Annotated in this window: 15 protein-coding genes and 1 tRNA gene; all 16 read right to left on the bottom strand. The window is 63.2% G+C overall.

Translation table 11 applies throughout. The annotated features are described in order from the left end of the window. Positions 1–455: 455 nt before the first annotated feature. The 16 genes from V3B48_RS05465 to dtd all read right to left on the bottom strand — a co-directional run bounded on the left by V3B48_RS05465 (position 456) and on the right by dtd (position 14398). Positions 456–1223, bottom strand: a complete 768-nt coding sequence (locus V3B48_RS05465; RefSeq protein WP_329893355.1) for a hypothetical protein — start codon at positions 1221–1223, stop codon at positions 456–458. 226 nt (positions 1224–1449) lie between these two features. After that, complete coding sequence (locus V3B48_RS05460; RefSeq protein WP_329893354.1) at positions 1450–2478, bottom strand: phage portal protein; 1029 nt, start codon at positions 2476–2478, stop codon at positions 1450–1452. Further along, positions 2478–3206 (bottom strand): hypothetical protein, encoded by a 729-nt coding sequence (locus V3B48_RS05455; RefSeq protein ID WP_329893353.1) that lies wholly within the window; start codon positions 3204–3206, stop codon positions 2478–2480. The genes V3B48_RS05460 and V3B48_RS05455 overlap by 1 nt, the downstream gene beginning before the upstream one ends. 81 nt (positions 3207–3287) lie before the next feature. Then, the gene (locus V3B48_RS05450) at positions 3288–5156 is read right to left on the bottom strand and encodes a DUF927 domain-containing protein (RefSeq protein ID WP_329893352.1); all 1869 of its coding nucleotides are present in this window, start codon (positions 5154–5156) and stop codon (positions 3288–3290) included. 58 nt (positions 5157–5214) lie between these two features. Further along, the gene (locus V3B48_RS05445; RefSeq protein ID WP_329893351.1) at positions 5215–6057 is read right to left on the bottom strand and encodes a toprim domain-containing protein; all 843 of its coding nucleotides are present in this window, start codon (positions 6055–6057) and stop codon (positions 5215–5217) included. After that, positions 6044–6682 (bottom strand): hypothetical protein, encoded by a 639-nt coding sequence (locus V3B48_RS05440; RefSeq protein ID WP_329893350.1) that lies wholly within the window; start codon positions 6680–6682, stop codon positions 6044–6046. The genes V3B48_RS05445 and V3B48_RS05440 overlap by 14 nt, the downstream gene beginning before the upstream one ends. Further along, on the bottom strand, positions 6679–6894 hold the full coding sequence (locus V3B48_RS05435) for a hypothetical protein (protein WP_099539923.1): 216 nt from the start codon (positions 6892–6894) through the stop codon (positions 6679–6681). Before V3B48_RS05435 ends, V3B48_RS05440 begins: the two co-directional genes overlap by 4 nt. Beyond that, entirely contained in the window at positions 6891–7100 is a 210-nt protein-coding gene (locus V3B48_RS05430; protein WP_099539924.1) for a hypothetical protein, read from the bottom strand. The genes V3B48_RS05435 and V3B48_RS05430 overlap by 4 nt, the downstream gene beginning before the upstream one ends. Before the next feature lie 293 nt (positions 7101–7393). Further along, a complete protein-coding gene (locus tag V3B48_RS05425) occupies positions 7394–7678 on the bottom strand; it encodes an ogr/Delta-like zinc finger family protein (RefSeq protein ID WP_099539925.1) in 285 nt (94 codons plus the stop codon). A 9-nt stretch (positions 7679–7687) separates the two neighbouring features. Beyond that, complete coding sequence (locus tag V3B48_RS05420) at positions 7688–7891, bottom strand: hypothetical protein (protein ID WP_099539926.1); 204 nt, start codon at positions 7889–7891, stop codon at positions 7688–7690. Further along, the gene (locus tag V3B48_RS05415) at positions 7888–8160 is read right to left on the bottom strand and encodes an AlpA family transcriptional regulator (RefSeq protein WP_099539927.1); all 273 of its coding nucleotides are present in this window, start codon (positions 8158–8160) and stop codon (positions 7888–7890) included. The genes V3B48_RS05420 and V3B48_RS05415 overlap by 4 nt, the downstream gene beginning before the upstream one ends. A gap of 622 nt (positions 8161–8782) precedes the next feature. Then, entirely contained in the window at positions 8783–9973 is a 1191-nt protein-coding gene (locus V3B48_RS05410; RefSeq protein WP_099539928.1) for an integrase arm-type DNA-binding domain-containing protein, read from the bottom strand. A 181-nt stretch (positions 9974–10154) separates the two neighbouring features. Next, positions 10155–10230 (bottom strand) — tRNA-Ile (locus tag V3B48_RS05405). 124 nt (positions 10231–10354) lie between these two features. Then, a complete protein-coding gene (gene yjjJ / locus V3B48_RS05400) occupies positions 10355–11755 on the bottom strand; it encodes a type II toxin-antitoxin system HipA family toxin YjjJ (protein ID WP_329893349.1) in 1401 nt (466 codons plus the stop codon). Between the two features lie 258 nt (positions 11756–12013). Continuing rightward, positions 12014–13867 carry an RNA polymerase sigma factor RpoD gene (rpoD, locus tag V3B48_RS05395; RefSeq protein WP_032128565.1) on the bottom strand — a complete coding sequence of 618 codons (1854 nt, stop codon included), beginning with the start codon at positions 13865–13867 and terminating at the stop codon, positions 12014–12016. Positions 13868–13957: 90 nt separating this feature from the next. Continuing rightward, positions 13958–14398 (bottom strand): D-aminoacyl-tRNA deacylase, encoded by a 441-nt coding sequence (gene dtd / locus V3B48_RS05390; RefSeq protein ID WP_049401012.1) that lies wholly within the window; start codon positions 14396–14398, stop codon positions 13958–13960. Positions 14399–14457: the final 59 nt, after the last annotated feature.

Raw genomic sequence — 14457 nt, 5'->3', positions numbered from 1 at the left:
GACGTGTGGGAACGAATTGCCATAGGGAATACATACGGCAACTGGGCTTACGTGAAGAACCTCATCGATTGCCAGCAGTGGACTCAAGTTCCGTTCTACACGATCGACCGGAATGGCTACTTTGTCCTATGGTCGGAGGCCCCTAGCTCCGCAAAGGCAGCTTGGGACGCGCACGGCCAAGGCAATGAGACGGTAATTGCAGGGGTCTGTGCACTTTACGGATTCAGGAAGCCGCTTCCAAACACGGCTGCACCAGACAAAAGCGGGAACTTCGTAGAGCGCTAGCAGCAATGTGGGGGGCGGGGGCATCCCATCGATGATGGGGCCGCGTCAGCGGCCCGCTGTGGCCGCTGTGGGGCTATCCCGCTGTCCAGCACACGGTGGTCGCGACAATCGCACCTGCAGTCCCTGTGCTCCCGCTCTTTGCAGCCGGCATCAGCGCAACAGACAGAGCATCAGCCTGTCAGGAGCGCTCGCTCAGTCGTACACATCAGCATGAAGGCATCTCCTACTGATCTATTGACACGTACGATGTCGCGGAGCGGGAAAGCTTCGGGCCCATCTTCTAAAATCAGACCGATGTCGAGTTTAAGTACGGTCGGCATAGATATCTCGTCGCCGTTCTTGATTTCCGTTGCCCACACACCCGGTGCGCCGTCTATGTCCTCGACAATGGCGCCTGTATTGGTGGCCTCATCGATCGCAATCTTCATGGGCATCTGCCTAACGGCTACTGGTAGCAGAAGCCTGTGCTTGTCCTGATTGCTCATGCGCATGAGCAGATGAAGGTCAGTACCATACGCAGCTCGAATCTCTTCTATTCGAGCAATGGCTTGCCCTCCTAGCCCGCCGATTCTCCTGCGTTCCTTCGAGTTGAGGGATTGCCCAAAACGACCGAACGGGAACTGGATATCTTTTAGGTCAGCCCTGGGATCAGCGACTTCAATCATTCCGCACGTCGCGTAGTCCAAGCAGCCACGAAGGTTGTGGACCAGGTCGCCGACGACGAGGCTCCAGTCGATAGTCGGCTCGCGCAAGAGCTCGATGCGAACCTTGCCTCGGGGCTCCTCATCCACTTTCTCTGGCCGCCACCAGCTCTCCTGGTGCAATTCATTAAAAAGTCCGACGAGCGTTGCTAGGTGGGTCTGAGCATGGGTGTACTTTAAATATGCGTCTTGGAAACGACCGAGAAATTTGAATTCCATGCCCGCCTGCCCGCTCATGCTTCGACCCCTGTCTTGCCCGCTTCTGATACGTAATTGCGATCAACCATCAGTCTTCACAATAGAGAGCTAAAGACCCTCGGTGCTTCGCGCCATTGTAGACCCCCGGCAGCACAGGTCGGCGGCCTAGACCTTCTGAACGTGCCTCGTTCATTGCGACTATCTGGACTGAATTCCCATAGCTGCTAAGGCCGGCATCACCACGAGCGAGTGAGCATCAGGCCACTCAGGGGTTCAGGTCAAACGAGGTGAAGGCAATTACCTCCTCGCCGATCCACTCGTTCACCATGGCCATGCGCGATTGCAGGGGTGCCAGTTCCATAGACGCCCACACGGTGGCCGCATCCCGAATCGATCCGAATCCACCCGCATTCTGAGGCACGATGCCCAGCAGCTGCGGGGGGATGCGCAGCGCCGCCAGAATGTCATCGCGGGTCACTCGCTTGATTCCAGTGAACTCATCCTTTGCGGCCACTTCGCTGATCGGGATCAGCTGCAACCCGTCCTTCTTGCCATTGGGCGAATGCACGAACAGGTTGCGGAAATTACCTGGCCCACGCGAGTCTCGCAGCGCCTGGCGGAGGGCGTCCACGTCCATGCCCTCCGGCTGCGGGTCGGTCATGTAGAGGATGAACCCAGCATGCGAGCCGTTGGTGTAGTACCTGCGGCGGAACAATGTGGCCGATTCGTTGAGCAGCGCCGACTGCACAACGGCCAGCCATTCCGGCAACCCGTAGATTTCCTGATCGGTATCGGCCTCGCGCAGCTGGTGCACCGAGCCAGGTGCAAATTCACGCTCGGCCCGTCCGGCTCGCACCTGAAAGAACTCACCGGGTTGCACACCGCGACGCATGTACTGCGCCATCAGCGGGTGCAGCTCCAACAGCCGCCCGGCGTGCGAGATTTGCCGCCTTAAGTAGGCCATGCCGAACACCAGGTAATCCAAGGCCATCTGCGAGAACGCGGTGCGGTCCAGCAGTCGATGCGGCACAAAGGTCCGCACTAGCATGTTGCGCTTAAAGATCAGACCGCTGTGCAGGAACGGATTGGAGCGCGTGGTGCGCGACAGACCACTGAGGGTGATCGGAGGTTCGTAGTAGCGACCGTTGCGCCAGCACTCCAGGTAGTCGAACAACCCGCGCGAGTCCAACACGGGCATTGGATCGCCAAAGGAAAAGGTTGTGACAGCTCCGGCAGTGCCCACGCTACGCGCGGGCACGACCTCACCGATAGCAGCATCGGCAGGGGGATGCATCACGCTGCCTCCCCAGCACTGATCTTCTCTCGCAACTGTGAAAAACGAATCGGGCTACGCACCAGCTGCATATCCACCGCGCTCAGGTCCATCGACGGCAGCGCCAACACTTGCGTCACTTGGTCCGTCACTGCGGCATCGTCCAGGCGACGGCGCACCTCATTGCCGAGGCGGTCAAAGAACCGGCTTGCCAGTGCGCCTTTATCGCCGGAGCCCTCCGCTCTCGAGAACAAAGCAAAGGCGAAGACCAGGCTATCCCCAGCCTGTAGCAGCAACTGCTCGTAGGCCTGATCGGCCACTTCCCTGGTGACGCTGCTTCTTGCGTTGAGACAGTGGCCCGCCACCTCAGCCAATTCCAGCTCCAGGCGCGGCAGCTCGACCGCAATCTCACCCTCCATCGCCTCATATTCCTCAGCCAGCGACAGCGCCGAGCGCTCATTCGCGCGAAGCTTCTGAATGTCGCGGGTCAGCGTGCCATCGCTCTCGCGCAGCTTGGCCCCCCACTGCTGGCGGGCAGCAGCGGCATCGCCCTGTGCAGCCTGCTTGGCGCGCTGCATCGTATCGACCTTACCCACCAAGGCGCGCTTGCGCTGCACCGCGCTGGCCAGCTGCTGCGCCAGCTCGTTCAGCCGCTGCCTGTTCTCCGATACCGGCCCAGCCTCGCTCCCTTCGCAGGATTGAATAGCCAGGTCGGCGGTGGTGGTGTTGATGCTCCGGTTTTCGCTCATGTTGAATCTCCATTGAAAAGATTTGGCGGGGGTAGGCTCGCCCGACACTGTGTCGGCTAGCTGTATGAAAGACAGCACTGCTCACAGGCCGCTGTCGTGAACCTTGCGGGGGTCGAAGACGAAGACGCGGATGGCGCCCAAGCCTGGGACACGTACGGTTTGGGAGGGCCTGCCGTCAGCGCTACGCTTAAGCCATCCGGTCTCAGCCAGCGTGCGTGCGGCCAAGCGCACATCGAAGCCCGCACATAGCTCCCGTCTGAATGCTTCCTGCAGCACCAGGTATTCCGTCAATCCAACTTCATCGAAGCGCCGGAAACCTACGCGATCGCGCACTGGCACAGTGCCTTCAGGGCTGCGCAGCGGCTCAAGACGGCTTTCGCCGTGGGCCTCAAAGAACGCACGCACACGCGAGAGCAGTTCGTCGGTGTCGGCGCTGCCGGAACCGCCCCTACGTTGCAGCCAAGCCTGGAAGCACGCGGCGACGCCGCGTGTGGCCTCCCCCTTGGGCCAGCCGGTAATGCGGTGGCGACAACTACTGGCCAACTCCCCGGCAAAGGCGACAACAGCAAAGCGCTCGGCCACCCGGCGCACCTCCCCGGAGGCATCTTCGGGTACGTAGGTGGCTAGGAATCGGTCGGTGGATTCGCGCAGCTGGGCGGTCAGCGTCGGGCTGTCCTGCTGGGTCAGGTAGCCCATCCAGAGCGGCCATGGTGCGCCGTATGTTCGTGCGGCGGCGTCCTTAAGTAGAGCCGACAGCGCCGCTCCGTCGCTGGCATCGTGTAGGCGCTCAAACACGCCGTGCCCACCCTCGGCCTCGGCTGGTACGTCGGCCAAACGCACGGACTGGCCCGCCCGTGCCTGTTTGCCCGCCTCGGCCATGTGCTGGGCCAGTCCGACCTCGCCAGCCGACAGGATCAGCACCCGCCAGCGTGCTGCCGCACGGGCCTCACCGGCCCGGTTGGCGCGGCTCTTGCCATTGCCGTTGGCCAGCAGGTAGGCGGCATCACCGGCCTGCTTGGGATCGATCTGCGCCAGTTCATCCAGAATGAGCGTCGCATCGTTGTGCAACACCGCCACGCCTTCCAGACCATTGGCCGTGCTGCGCCACTCGCGGGCATATTCCGGGGGACCGACCACGCTGGCCGCCACGCGTAGCGCGGTGCTCTTGCCGCTGCTGCTGCCGCCGACCAGGTGGAACCCGCCGCCCGTTGCGCCGGTGAAGTGCAGCAGCGGCCCGGCGAACATGGCTGACACAGCCAGCACCAGACGCGAGTTGTCCTGACATCGTCGGGCCACGTCGCGTCGCCAGTCATCCAGCGAGCCAACGGCCGCATAGTGATGCTGCAATCCACCGCTGTGCTGATAGACCAGCCGCTCCACGCCATTGCCGTAGCTTTCGCCATTGGGCAGTACGTAGCGGCCCTCATGCCAGCCCGGCACGGCGACGTTGCGCGCGCGGGTGTCGATGCGCTCCTGAATGATGTAGGCCAGCAGCCGCTGCATCGTGTTGCGGTGGGCTGACATTTCCACACCACCTGCGGCCAGCTGGCGCACGAACTCGCGCGGATCGCCCACCAACATTTCCGCAGGTGCCGCCCACTGGTGAGGATGGCCATCGGCGTCGGTCCAGGTCAGCAACCTCCCCCATTCCTCGCTCTGGCTGTTACGAGTCTTGGCCTCGACCTTCAACGGCGAGCAGACAAACACGGGCTCGGCCAAGTCACCATCCTCGGTGACCCCGACGTAGTACACGCCGCTCTCGTTGAGCTGGTAGTGCGCTCGCGCCGCACCGCCACTGGCACTGCCACTGGTGCAGTCAGCGGCGTCCTTGTTGCTCTTGGTCTTGCCCTTGGCGCCCTTGCGCACGGCGCGCTGAATCGAGCCGCGTACGGCGCTGGTACCGGCGTCCTTGGCGGCATCATTGAAATCGACAGAGGTGACGTTGCTCATGCACGGGGCTCCGGTGCCGCGTCGGCGCGCTGCGCCTTCGGGATAAAGAGAGGGATCATCAGGAAGTGGCCTCATGGCGTGGCCGCGGCGGCATGGCCACGACCCCGCCCACGGCATCGGCGGCGCGCTGGGCGTTGGCTACGCCCGGATTGATGCCCAGCCGCGCGGCGGTGGCCGCATCGTCATCGGCGCACACCACGATCACCGCAGAGGGGAACTTGGCACGCAGGGCGCAGGCCACTGGCTCAAGGTTCCCAGCATCAAAGGCCACGGCGGTGGGGTGGCCAGTGGCCTCATGGATGCTGGCGGCGGTGGCATAGCCTTCGGCGATGCACACCACGTCGCTGACCGTGCGTCCCACGGCGTGGTAGAGCCCGCGTTTACGGCCACCGGCGAGGAAGCGCTTGCTGCCATCGGCGGCGATGGTTTGCAGGCTCCACAGCCGCCCCTGTGCATCGCGCAAGGGCACCAGCAGCAAGCCATCCAGCTGTCGCAGGCCGTGCACGCCCACGCCCTTGGCCACCAGGTAGGAATGATCGGGCGTAGCAGCGCTGGCGCGCTGCCAGCGCTCACGCGCCTGCTGCCGGGCCACCGCCTGGCGCTGAGCGCGCTCGGCCTGCTGCTGGCGCTGCGCGCGCATAACGGCCTCGTGCAGCATCGCGCGGTCGGCCTCGCTCAGCGCCTCAGTTCCGCCCTCGCACCAGGACTCATTGAGCCCGGTCTTCCAGTTGCCGTAGGCACCGGCCTGCGGCGGGCCTGCGTGCAGCACATACCAACCACTGCGCTGGCCGCTACCATCGCCCTCGGTGCGTATGCGTCGCAGACGGCCATCGGCCACCGACACATCCAGCATCAGCCCCGCTGCGCGCAGGGTGGTCAGAAATCCGTCAGCCCTCGTCATCGTCGGCCTCCAGCTGGCTGCTGTGCCGGGCGCTGGCTACCACAGCGGCCAGATCCTCATGCACGTAAGCAGCGCTGAACGCTACAGCGTCGAAGGGCACCGCCATGCGCTCATCGACGCTGGCCAGCAACAGCGCCGCCGAACGTGCACGCTCCACGCGATTGAAGCTGTCCTCGCTGATCCAGTAGCCGTAGGGCATGTGTCCAATGCGGGGCGCGACCTGCTGCGGCGGCTCGGCAGCAGGCTGCTCGGCTTGCAGGTCCGCCAGCTGCAAGGCCATACCTCGATCAAACTGCTCCTGCGATTGCGCAGGTGCGAACAAGGAGAGGCGCACACGCACCCGCGCCGCAACGGTTGCCAGCTCCGAGCAATCGCGCTCTAGCGGCCACAGCAGGCGCTCGCGCAGGCGGTCTTCCAATGGGTGGCCTTCCAGCGCCTCATCCAATTCGTCACTGAGCATGGCCAGACGGCGCGAGGCCTTGTTGTGGAGGCGCTCGACGCGACGGGCCTCCTCGACAACATGGGCGGTACGCTCGGCACCGAACCAGGTATCGGTGATGGTGGCGCTGACTACGCCATCGGCTACGCCCGGCACGCCGGACACGCTCACGGTTTCGGTACTCATGCAGCCACCTCCGCTTCGCGGACCATCGCCAGCAGCTGGCCTACAGATAGGTCTTCCAGTGCACCAGGGTGGCGCTCGAGTGCGGCTACCAGCTGCGACAGCGCAGCCATCGGCATCGTGCGGATGCGCTGCAACAGGCGCACAGCGCTGAACAGGTCATGCGTGGTGGCATCGTCGTTGGCCGCAGCGGCATTCAATGCAGAGACGTTCATCGCGCTGCCTCCTGGACCGTGGCGACAATGGCGTGCTGCACCTCCCCCAGCGTCAGCGCATCAGGCGCTTTGCCGGTGGCCTCCAGCCGCGCAGTCAGCACCAGCCAGCGGCAATGGTCCCAATCGAGGGTGTCGGCGATTTCGCCAAGATGGTGGGCAATACGGGTGGCAAAGCGCGTCGGCGCGGCCAAAGCGTCGTGAGACATGGCTGATTCCTTGTGTAAGTTGGAATCCGCCGCCCCAACGCCAATTGGGGTGACGGACGGTACGCGGTTGGCGTGCCGGCACAAGGACCGGTGGGGCCGAAGCCCCCCGCGCACCGCCCGCCATAGAACTGGCAAGCAATCGCCCGCGACAACACAGCGAGCAATAAAAAAGCGCCATGCATCGGTCGATGGGCGCTGGTGCGCCTTGTGATTCGGGACGCCAATCCCGGTCGCCGATTGTGCGGCGACGGGGCAATGCTGCACCGGTTGAGCTGGTGCTGTCAACATGCGCGTCATCGCCGTGCGCTGCGCTTGGCGCGCGGTGCTTCAGTGGCGTTCTCACTGAGCGCGCGGCGTTCTGCGGAGTCGCTGAGCGGGAGGCAAATCTCGGCGCTCGGACAGACGCTTGGCACATGTGTGCGCACGATTTCGGTGTAGGCCGAGAACGTGTGACCGCACAGCGCATTGCGGCACTGGAGCACGGATTCGCGCAGCAGTTTGGAATGCAGCACGCTGGTGCGCACGATGGCAGGCGTATCGCAATGCGGGCAGCGCAGGAAGGCTCTTGAACTGGTCATCACAATGCCTCAGCAGTCAGTGGTGGAACGGCTACCCGCGACACCACGCGAGAGTGCAATGCGGCCACCTTGCGCAGTCCGGCTCTGGGAGAAATTCAGCGCGAGATTCGGCTGTGCCACAGCCGTTCGCAGATGCTCAGCCAGGAACTTGGCTTCTGCCGGGCTGAGGCTGAATTTCTGGTTGGAGATGGTCAGGATGAGGGTGTCTTTCATGGCTGCACTCGCAGGTGGGTGTCGGGAATGTGGGTGGCAATCCACGCGTCCACGTCCGACTCCAACCAGACAGTTACGCGCGGGGAAAGGGGGATCGATGCGGGGAACCGGCCGCGCTTCATCAGCCAGTACAGGTGCGAGCGGGAAATGCCGGTACGACTGAGCACCTCGCGCTTGCGCAGGAAGCGTTCACCGCGTGCGGCATCGGGCCGAGAATGATCGGCAGGCTGACCAGGTGCGGTCGCCTGAGGGGCTGGGGAACCAAGCATGTGAGAGGTCGCGGGGCTGACGTTTCGTCAACCGCCGCCCTGTGTTGTGGGCTTGGTTAGAAGGCTAAAGGCAGCTGCCGCTCAACTCACGCAGCTCGATGTGTAGGGAAAATTTTTACAGTATTTTGTAAAATTACACATGACGAATTCCCCTTGACGGTGCAACCTTGCGACGTTCCATCCAACTGGCGGGAGCTGACAAGCGAGCGCAGCAGTCAGGCCGCCCGACTGGTTGCGCAGGACAAACGGACGCGCCTGGCAACCTGCTGCTCCAGGCCAACGGCGCAAAATGTGCGGCGAGCGAACCATCGATTACCGGCGGGTTCGGTTTGGTCATCGGCCGTCATGGCGACAACTCGGCGGCCTTCAAAGCCACCCGCTGGCCGGAAAGAGGCTGCGGCAGAGCCATTCAATCGGCGCGCGCCATCGATCCGCATACGTCCAATGTGGATCGATGGGGCGCCGCTGTAACCAGCGTAACCAGCTGTAACCAGTGAATGCGGCGCTCCGACAATGGACGCAACCCACTGATGCATAGGACGTTTCGCGGCGGTGTAACCAGAGTTACCACTGTAACCAGCAAAAACAGTAAGTCAGAAATGAAAGATGGAAGAACGGGAGGTCAGCTGGAGGCTCTCAGGCCGTCTAGATAGTCCGCCCACGCCTGCATCATTTTTGCCCGCTCAACCAGGTGAGCCGTACGGTTGTATGCCCGTCCGTTGGGGTCACGCACAGCGTGTGCAAGCTGGTGCTCGATGTAGTCCGGACGGAAGCCCAGCACCTCATCCAGCACAGTGCGTGCCATCGCGCGGAAGCCATGCCCGGTCATAGTGTCGGAGTCGTAGCCGAGGCGACGTAGCGCTGCGTTGATCGTGTTCTCGCTCATGGGTCGCCCCTTGCCACGCACACTGGGGAACACGAACTCCTTCCGTCCAGTCAGCGGGTGCACAGACCTAAGAATCGCCACAGACTGCGAAGCCAATGGAACAACGTGCGATTGGCCGGTCTTGCTTGCCGTGAACCGCCATTCGCCATTGTCCAGGTCGATGTCCGACCATCGTGCACGACGAAGCTCGCCAGGGCGAACGAACACCAGCGGCGCTAGGCACAGGGCCGCCATGACAATCGGTGATCCTTGATAGCCGTGTATTGAGCGCAGCAGTTCTGCGATCTGCTTGGGCTCAGTCATGCTGGCGAAGTGACGACCTTCGGGCGAAGTGAGCGCTCCTTTCAGATCCTCTGCCACGTTCCTGTCTGCACGTCCTGTCGCTATCGCGTATCGAAGAACCTGGCTGACCAGCATCCGCGCCCGATGTGCAGTTTCGACCGCGCCGCGCCCCTCGATCTTGCGCAGCGTCTCCAACAGTTCACGTGCTGTGATCGCTGCAATGGGTCGTTGCCCGATGTACGGCGTCAGATCTTTCTCGATCAAACGTGTCTCTCGTTTCACCGACCCGGCAGACAGCTTCTTGGCTCTCATCGCCAAGTGTTCGCGCGCCAGCGCCTCGAATGTGTTGGTGGCCAGTTCCAAGCTGGCCACTTTCTGCGCCTTGCGCTGCTCGCCCGGATCAACACCTTCGGCCAACAGCTTTCGCGCAGCAGCATGGCGCTCGCGCACGGACGCCAGGCTCACCTCTGGATAGGTACCAAGCGACAGCGTGTTGCGCTTGCCGGTCACAGGACGCCGATAGTCCCAGCGCCACCATCTGGCGCCATCAGGCTTCAGCAGCAGGTACAGGCCACCACCGTCTCGCAGCTTCTGCACGGCAGCGGTGGGCTTGGTTCTGCGAATGGCGGTATCGGTCAATGACATGGTGGCGGCAACTGATTTGGCGGTAACAGGTGTAGAGCGGGTGGAGGTTACCGCCAAAGATACCGCCAGAGAAGTCTGGATTCTGCTGGATCACATAGGACGCAATCAGACACAAAAAAGGCCGAAACCCCTGTTTTTTCAGGATATTTCAGCCTTCATAGGACGACATAGGATCATCAATTGGTGGGCCCACCAGGATTCGAACCTGGAACCAAGGGATTATGAGTCCCCTGCTCTAACCGTTGAGCTATAGGCCCTGCGCAGCTTTACAGTGTAGTGGAGCCTGCGCTCAACCGGCTACCCGCCGGCGCCAAGACACACTGAAAAACCCTCAGCCATCGCTGCGCAACGCCACGCGCCCAGGCTTGCGCAACAGCTGGCTCACCCAAACCGCGCGCCCATCTCCCGCACCCGCTCGGCGTTCGCCCCCGCCAACGACCGCATTGCCGGCGACTGGATCCGCCCGTCAACAGCCACGCACTGCCAGAATGCTTCAGCCACCGGTGCCGCCCAGCGCAGATGCTGCAGATCACCACTGCCCAGCGGCGCGACCGGCGACAGCGGCTCGTCCGCGCGCAACACGCCCAGCTTTGACGGCGCCAGCGACATCGGCAGCATGTCGTAGACCGGCGCCAGCGGCAGCGGGCCGCGATCAATGAAGTGGAAGGCGATGTTGCCGTGGTGCATGTCGCTGTTGCCGATCAGCCGCCCGAACGCATGGCGTCGGCCCATCGCCTGCACGGTGTCGGCCGTCAGCCAGCCTTGATCACGCAGTTCGGCGCCTGCAACCGGCCACGCTGGGGTGACCTCGCCGGTGAACGCAGACGATAGCGACAGCAGCGAGACCAGGCCTCGCCGCCCCAGCAGATCGGGCGTGCGGTCGAAGCGCTCGATTTCCAGGAAGGTGTGCGTGGGCGACTGCAGCAGTTCGCTGGACGCCGCGGCTTGTCCGGACTCGCGCAGGGCCTCAAGCGCCAGATGTTCGCAGACCAGCAGATCGCTCCAGCGCTGGGCCGCGGCGCCTTCATCGGGCTGCGCGAACTTGACCAGGACCGAGCGGCGCCTGCCGTAGGCCTCTACGGTGGCGGTGAACTTGGGTTGCTCGCCACCCGGCGAGCAGCCCACGTCCTCTCCGTCCAGCGCAGCACGCGCACGCTCGCGATACTGTGCAAGACGATCGTCGGCCGCAACCCGATCGATCGGCACCTGCAACCTCTCCATCGCCGCCTCCACGGCGGCGGTACCGAGCAGCAGATCGCCCGCTTCAGTCCCGCCAGCGGTTACCAGGGCCATCAACACATCGTCCGGTTGCCAGCTCTTGAGGTCCTTCGGCAGGCCGAGCGCCTGCGCACGGCCATGGGCGAAGCTGCGACCAAGAAATCCCTGCGGTCGCAGGTCATCCAGGTACCACGGCAAGTCAGGAAAGAAGGCGGCAACGTCACCTTCGGGCGCGCGTCGCAGGTTCGGGCAGTCAGGCCCGGCATCGACGTGGAAGCCGCCTCCTACCAGCGCAATTACCCGCCCCAGCTCCTCCAGCGTCGCATCTTCGCGCAGCCGGTACAGCGGCCATTCGCTGCCGGCCCGGGTGGGCCGCCGCAGCGCATAGGCGGTTGCCCGGGTGCTGCCCATGCGCACCACCTGCGGGCCACTGGCGGCCACCAGCCGGCTGAGCGCCATCCGGTCCACCCCCAGACGCTCGGCCAGCGCCGCGGCAGGTAGCGGCTGGCCGGGGGCCAGCTGAGCGATCAGATCCAGTACCTGTGGGCGTTGAGCGCGTGGCATGTGCATTACGTAATACGAAATTTGTTACGTAATTAGCATCAAAAAAGCGGGACTGCAAGCGCGGCCATGCACCTATGAGCTTGAAAATAATGGACATATTCACGAAGAGCCAGCTTCGACGCGGGTCTTTCGTTACATTACTTGTTACGTAATCATAAGCCTCAGCCGAGCATGGGCTGGGCTTTGCAGAGATATGGTGGGCAAAGAAAAACCCCGCCGAAGCGGGGTTTCTCTCAACGCTTCAACAGCCGCCAGATATCAATCGATATCCAGGAAGCTGCGCAGCTGCTCCGAGCGGCTCGGGTGACGCAGCTTGCGCAGGGCCTTCGCTTCGATCTGGCGGATGCGCTCGCGGGTCACGTCGAACTGCTTGCCGACCTCTTCCAGCGTGTGGTCGGTATTCATGTCGATGCCGAAGCGCATGCGCAGCACCTTGGCTTCCCTCGGGGTGAGGCCGGCCAGCACGTCGCGCACGGTTTCAGACAGGTTGATGTTGGTGGTGTTCTCGATCGGGGACTCCACGTTGGTGTCCTCGATGAAGTCGCCCAGATGGGAATCCTCGTCGTCGCCGATCGGGGTTTCCATCGAGATCGGCTCCTTGGCGATCTTCATCACCTTGCGGATCTTGTCTTCCGGCATGTCCATTTCCTTGGCCAGCTCCTCCGGCGTAGCCTCGCGGCCGTACTGCTGGAGCATCTGGCGGGAAATGCGGTTCAACTTGTTGATCGTCTCGATCATGTGCACCGGAATACGGATGGTGCGCGCCTGGTCGGCGATCGAGCGGGTGATCGCCTGGCGGATCCACCAAGTGGCGTAGGTCGAGAACTTGTAACCGCGGCGGTACTCGAACTTGTCCACGGCCTTCATCAGGCCGATGTTGCCTTCCTGGATCAGGTCGAGGAACTGCAGGCCGCGATTGGTGTACTTCTTGGCGATCGAGATCACCAGGCGCAGGTTGGCCTCGACCATTTCCTTCTTGGCCTTGCGCGCCTTGGCTTCACCGTAGGCCATGGCGCGGCTGATTTCCTTCAGCTCTTCCAGGTCCAGCTGGGTCAGCTTCTCGATGTCGATCGTCGCCTGCTGTTCGGCGATGATCTGGTCCTTCACTTCGCGCAGGGCCGAAGACCACTTCTGCTTGCGCTTCAGTGCGTCTTCCACCCACTCCAGGTTGGTCTGGTTGCCTTCCCAGGAGCGGATGAAGTCCTTGCGCGGCATGCGGGCGGTGACGGTGGCCAGGTTCAGCACGCGGCGCTCATGGGCCTTGATCGACGCCATGGTGTCGCGCAGCTGCTTGGTCAGCACATCGGTCAGCGGCAGCGGCAGCTTCAGGGTGACGAACACCGCCGACATCTCTTCGCGCAGGCGCGGCAGGTTCTTCTTGTCGCCCTTGGTGGCGGCCTTCTTGAAGGCATTGAAGGCATCGCTCAGCGCCTGCATGCGCGCAGCGACTTCCTCCGGATCCGGACCGGTCGGTGCGGCTTCTTCCTCGCCACCCTCGACATCATCGTCCTCGTCCTCGTCGCCTTCGGCGTCGGCATCATCGCTGTCATCGGACGCGGCAGCGGCCGGCGCAGGCACTTCATCGGCCAGATCGTTGAAGCCGACGATCACTTCGGCCAGGCGCTTCTTGCCTTCCTTGTGGGCTTCGTAGTCGGTCAGCAGCGACTCGACCGAGACCGGGAACTGGCCCAGGGCGGCCTGGACCTGCGAAAGGCCTTCCTCGATGCGCTTGGCGATGGCGATTTCGCCTTCGCGGGTCAGCAGCTCGACGGTGCCCATTTCGCGCATGTACATGCGCACCGGGTCGGTGGTACGGCCACCTTCGGTGTCGAGCGCGCTCAGCGCGGCGGCAGCTTCTTCGGCCGCGGTGTCATCGACTTCGCGGTTACCGGTGTTGCCATCGTTGAGAAGCAGGGTTTCCACATCCGGCGCAACTTCATGGACATCGATGCCCATGCCGTTGATCATGCCGATGATGTCTTCGATCTGTTCCGGGTCGACCATGTCGTCCGGCAGATGGTCATTGACTTCGGCGTAGGTCAGGTAGCCCTGTTCCAGGCCCTTGCTGATCAGTTGCTTGATTTCGGATTGGGCAGGACGTTCGTTGGCCATGTAGTGCTCGCGCCACCGGCTAGGGAGAAATAGGGAACGTAGCATTATACCAGCCCGGGGCCCCGCCTGCCGGGCGGTGGTCCCGCAGGCTCAGGGCCTGAGAAGGAAGGTCACGGGACCGTCATTGACCAGGCTGACGACCATATGGGCACCAAATCGGCCCGTTTCCACCCCTGGCGCGTGATTTTCACGACAGATCTCGACAAATCGATTGAACCCGCGTTCAGCCTCGTCCGGCGGTGCGGCGCTGGTGAAGCTGGGCCGCATGCCCGAACGGGTATCGGCCGCCAGGGTGAACTGGCTGACCAGCAGCAGGCCGCCGCCGGTGTCGCGCAGCGACCGGTTCATCTTCCCGGCCTCGTCGGCGAACACCCGGTAACCCAGCAGGCGCTCGGCCATGCGCCGCAGCTGGGCCTCGGTATCGCCCGGTTCCATGCCCACCAGCGCCAGCAGGCCCGGACCAATCTGGCCGACCGCTTCGTCGTCGACGTGGACGGCAGCCTGGCTGACACGCTGGATAAGGACGAGCATCGTGGGCTCCAATGAACGGGGCCGGCCACGATAGCAGCGCCCTTGGCTAAACTGGCGCA

Origin of the sequence: Stenotrophomonas sp. SMYL20 (genome assembly GCF_036320045.1) — a bacterium.
GTDB classification, from domain to species: Bacteria; Pseudomonadota; Gammaproteobacteria; order Xanthomonadales; family Xanthomonadaceae; genus Stenotrophomonas; species Stenotrophomonas maltophilia_A.
Note: the sequence above shows the minus strand (reverse complement) of the source record. Positions and strands in the feature narration are given on the sequence as shown.

Coding starts and splice junctions, on each gene's coding strand:
- V3B48_RS05440 (WP_329893350.1), bottom strand. CDS start 6,682: ATGAGTACCGAAACCGTGAGCGTGTCCGGCGTGCCGGGCGTAGCCGAT.
- V3B48_RS05415 (WP_099539927.1), bottom strand. CDS start 8,160: ATGCTTGGTTCCCCAGCCCCTCAGGCGACCGCACCTGGTCAGCCTGCC.
- V3B48_RS05410 (WP_099539928.1), bottom strand. CDS start 9,973: ATGTCATTGACCGATACCGCCATTCGCAGAACCAAGCCCACCGCTGCC.
- dtd (WP_049401012.1), bottom strand. CDS start 14,398: ATGCTCGTCCTTATCCAGCGTGTCAGCCAGGCTGCCGTCCACGTCGAC.
- V3B48_RS05420 (WP_099539926.1), bottom strand. CDS start 7,891: ATGAAAGACACCCTCATCCTGACCATCTCCAACCAGAAATTCAGCCTC.
- rpoD (WP_032128565.1), bottom strand. CDS start 13,867: ATGGCCAACGAACGTCCTGCCCAATCCGAAATCAAGCAACTGATCAGC.
- V3B48_RS05455 (WP_329893353.1), bottom strand. CDS start 3,206: ATGAGCGAAAACCGGAGCATCAACACCACCACCGCCGACCTGGCTATT.
- V3B48_RS05465 (WP_329893355.1), bottom strand. CDS start 1,223: ATGAGCGGGCAGGCGGGCATGGAATTCAAATTTCTCGGTCGTTTCCAA.
- V3B48_RS05450 (WP_329893352.1), bottom strand. CDS start 5,156: ATGAGCAACGTCACCTCTGTCGATTTCAATGATGCCGCCAAGGACGCC.
- V3B48_RS05430 (WP_099539924.1), bottom strand. CDS start 7,100: ATGTCTCACGACGCTTTGGCCGCGCCGACGCGCTTTGCCACCCGTATT.
- yjjJ (WP_329893349.1), bottom strand. CDS start 11,755: ATGCCACGCGCTCAACGCCCACAGGTACTGGATCTGATCGCTCAGCTG.
- V3B48_RS05445 (WP_329893351.1), bottom strand. CDS start 6,057: ATGACGAGGGCTGACGGATTTCTGACCACCCTGCGCGCAGCGGGGCTG.
- V3B48_RS05460 (WP_329893354.1), bottom strand. CDS start 2,478: ATGCATCCCCCTGCCGATGCTGCTATCGGTGAGGTCGTGCCCGCGCGT.
- V3B48_RS05425 (WP_099539925.1), bottom strand. CDS start 7,678: ATGACCAGTTCAAGAGCCTTCCTGCGCTGCCCGCATTGCGATACGCCT.
- V3B48_RS05435 (WP_099539923.1), bottom strand. CDS start 6,894: ATGAACGTCTCTGCATTGAATGCCGCTGCGGCCAACGACGATGCCACC.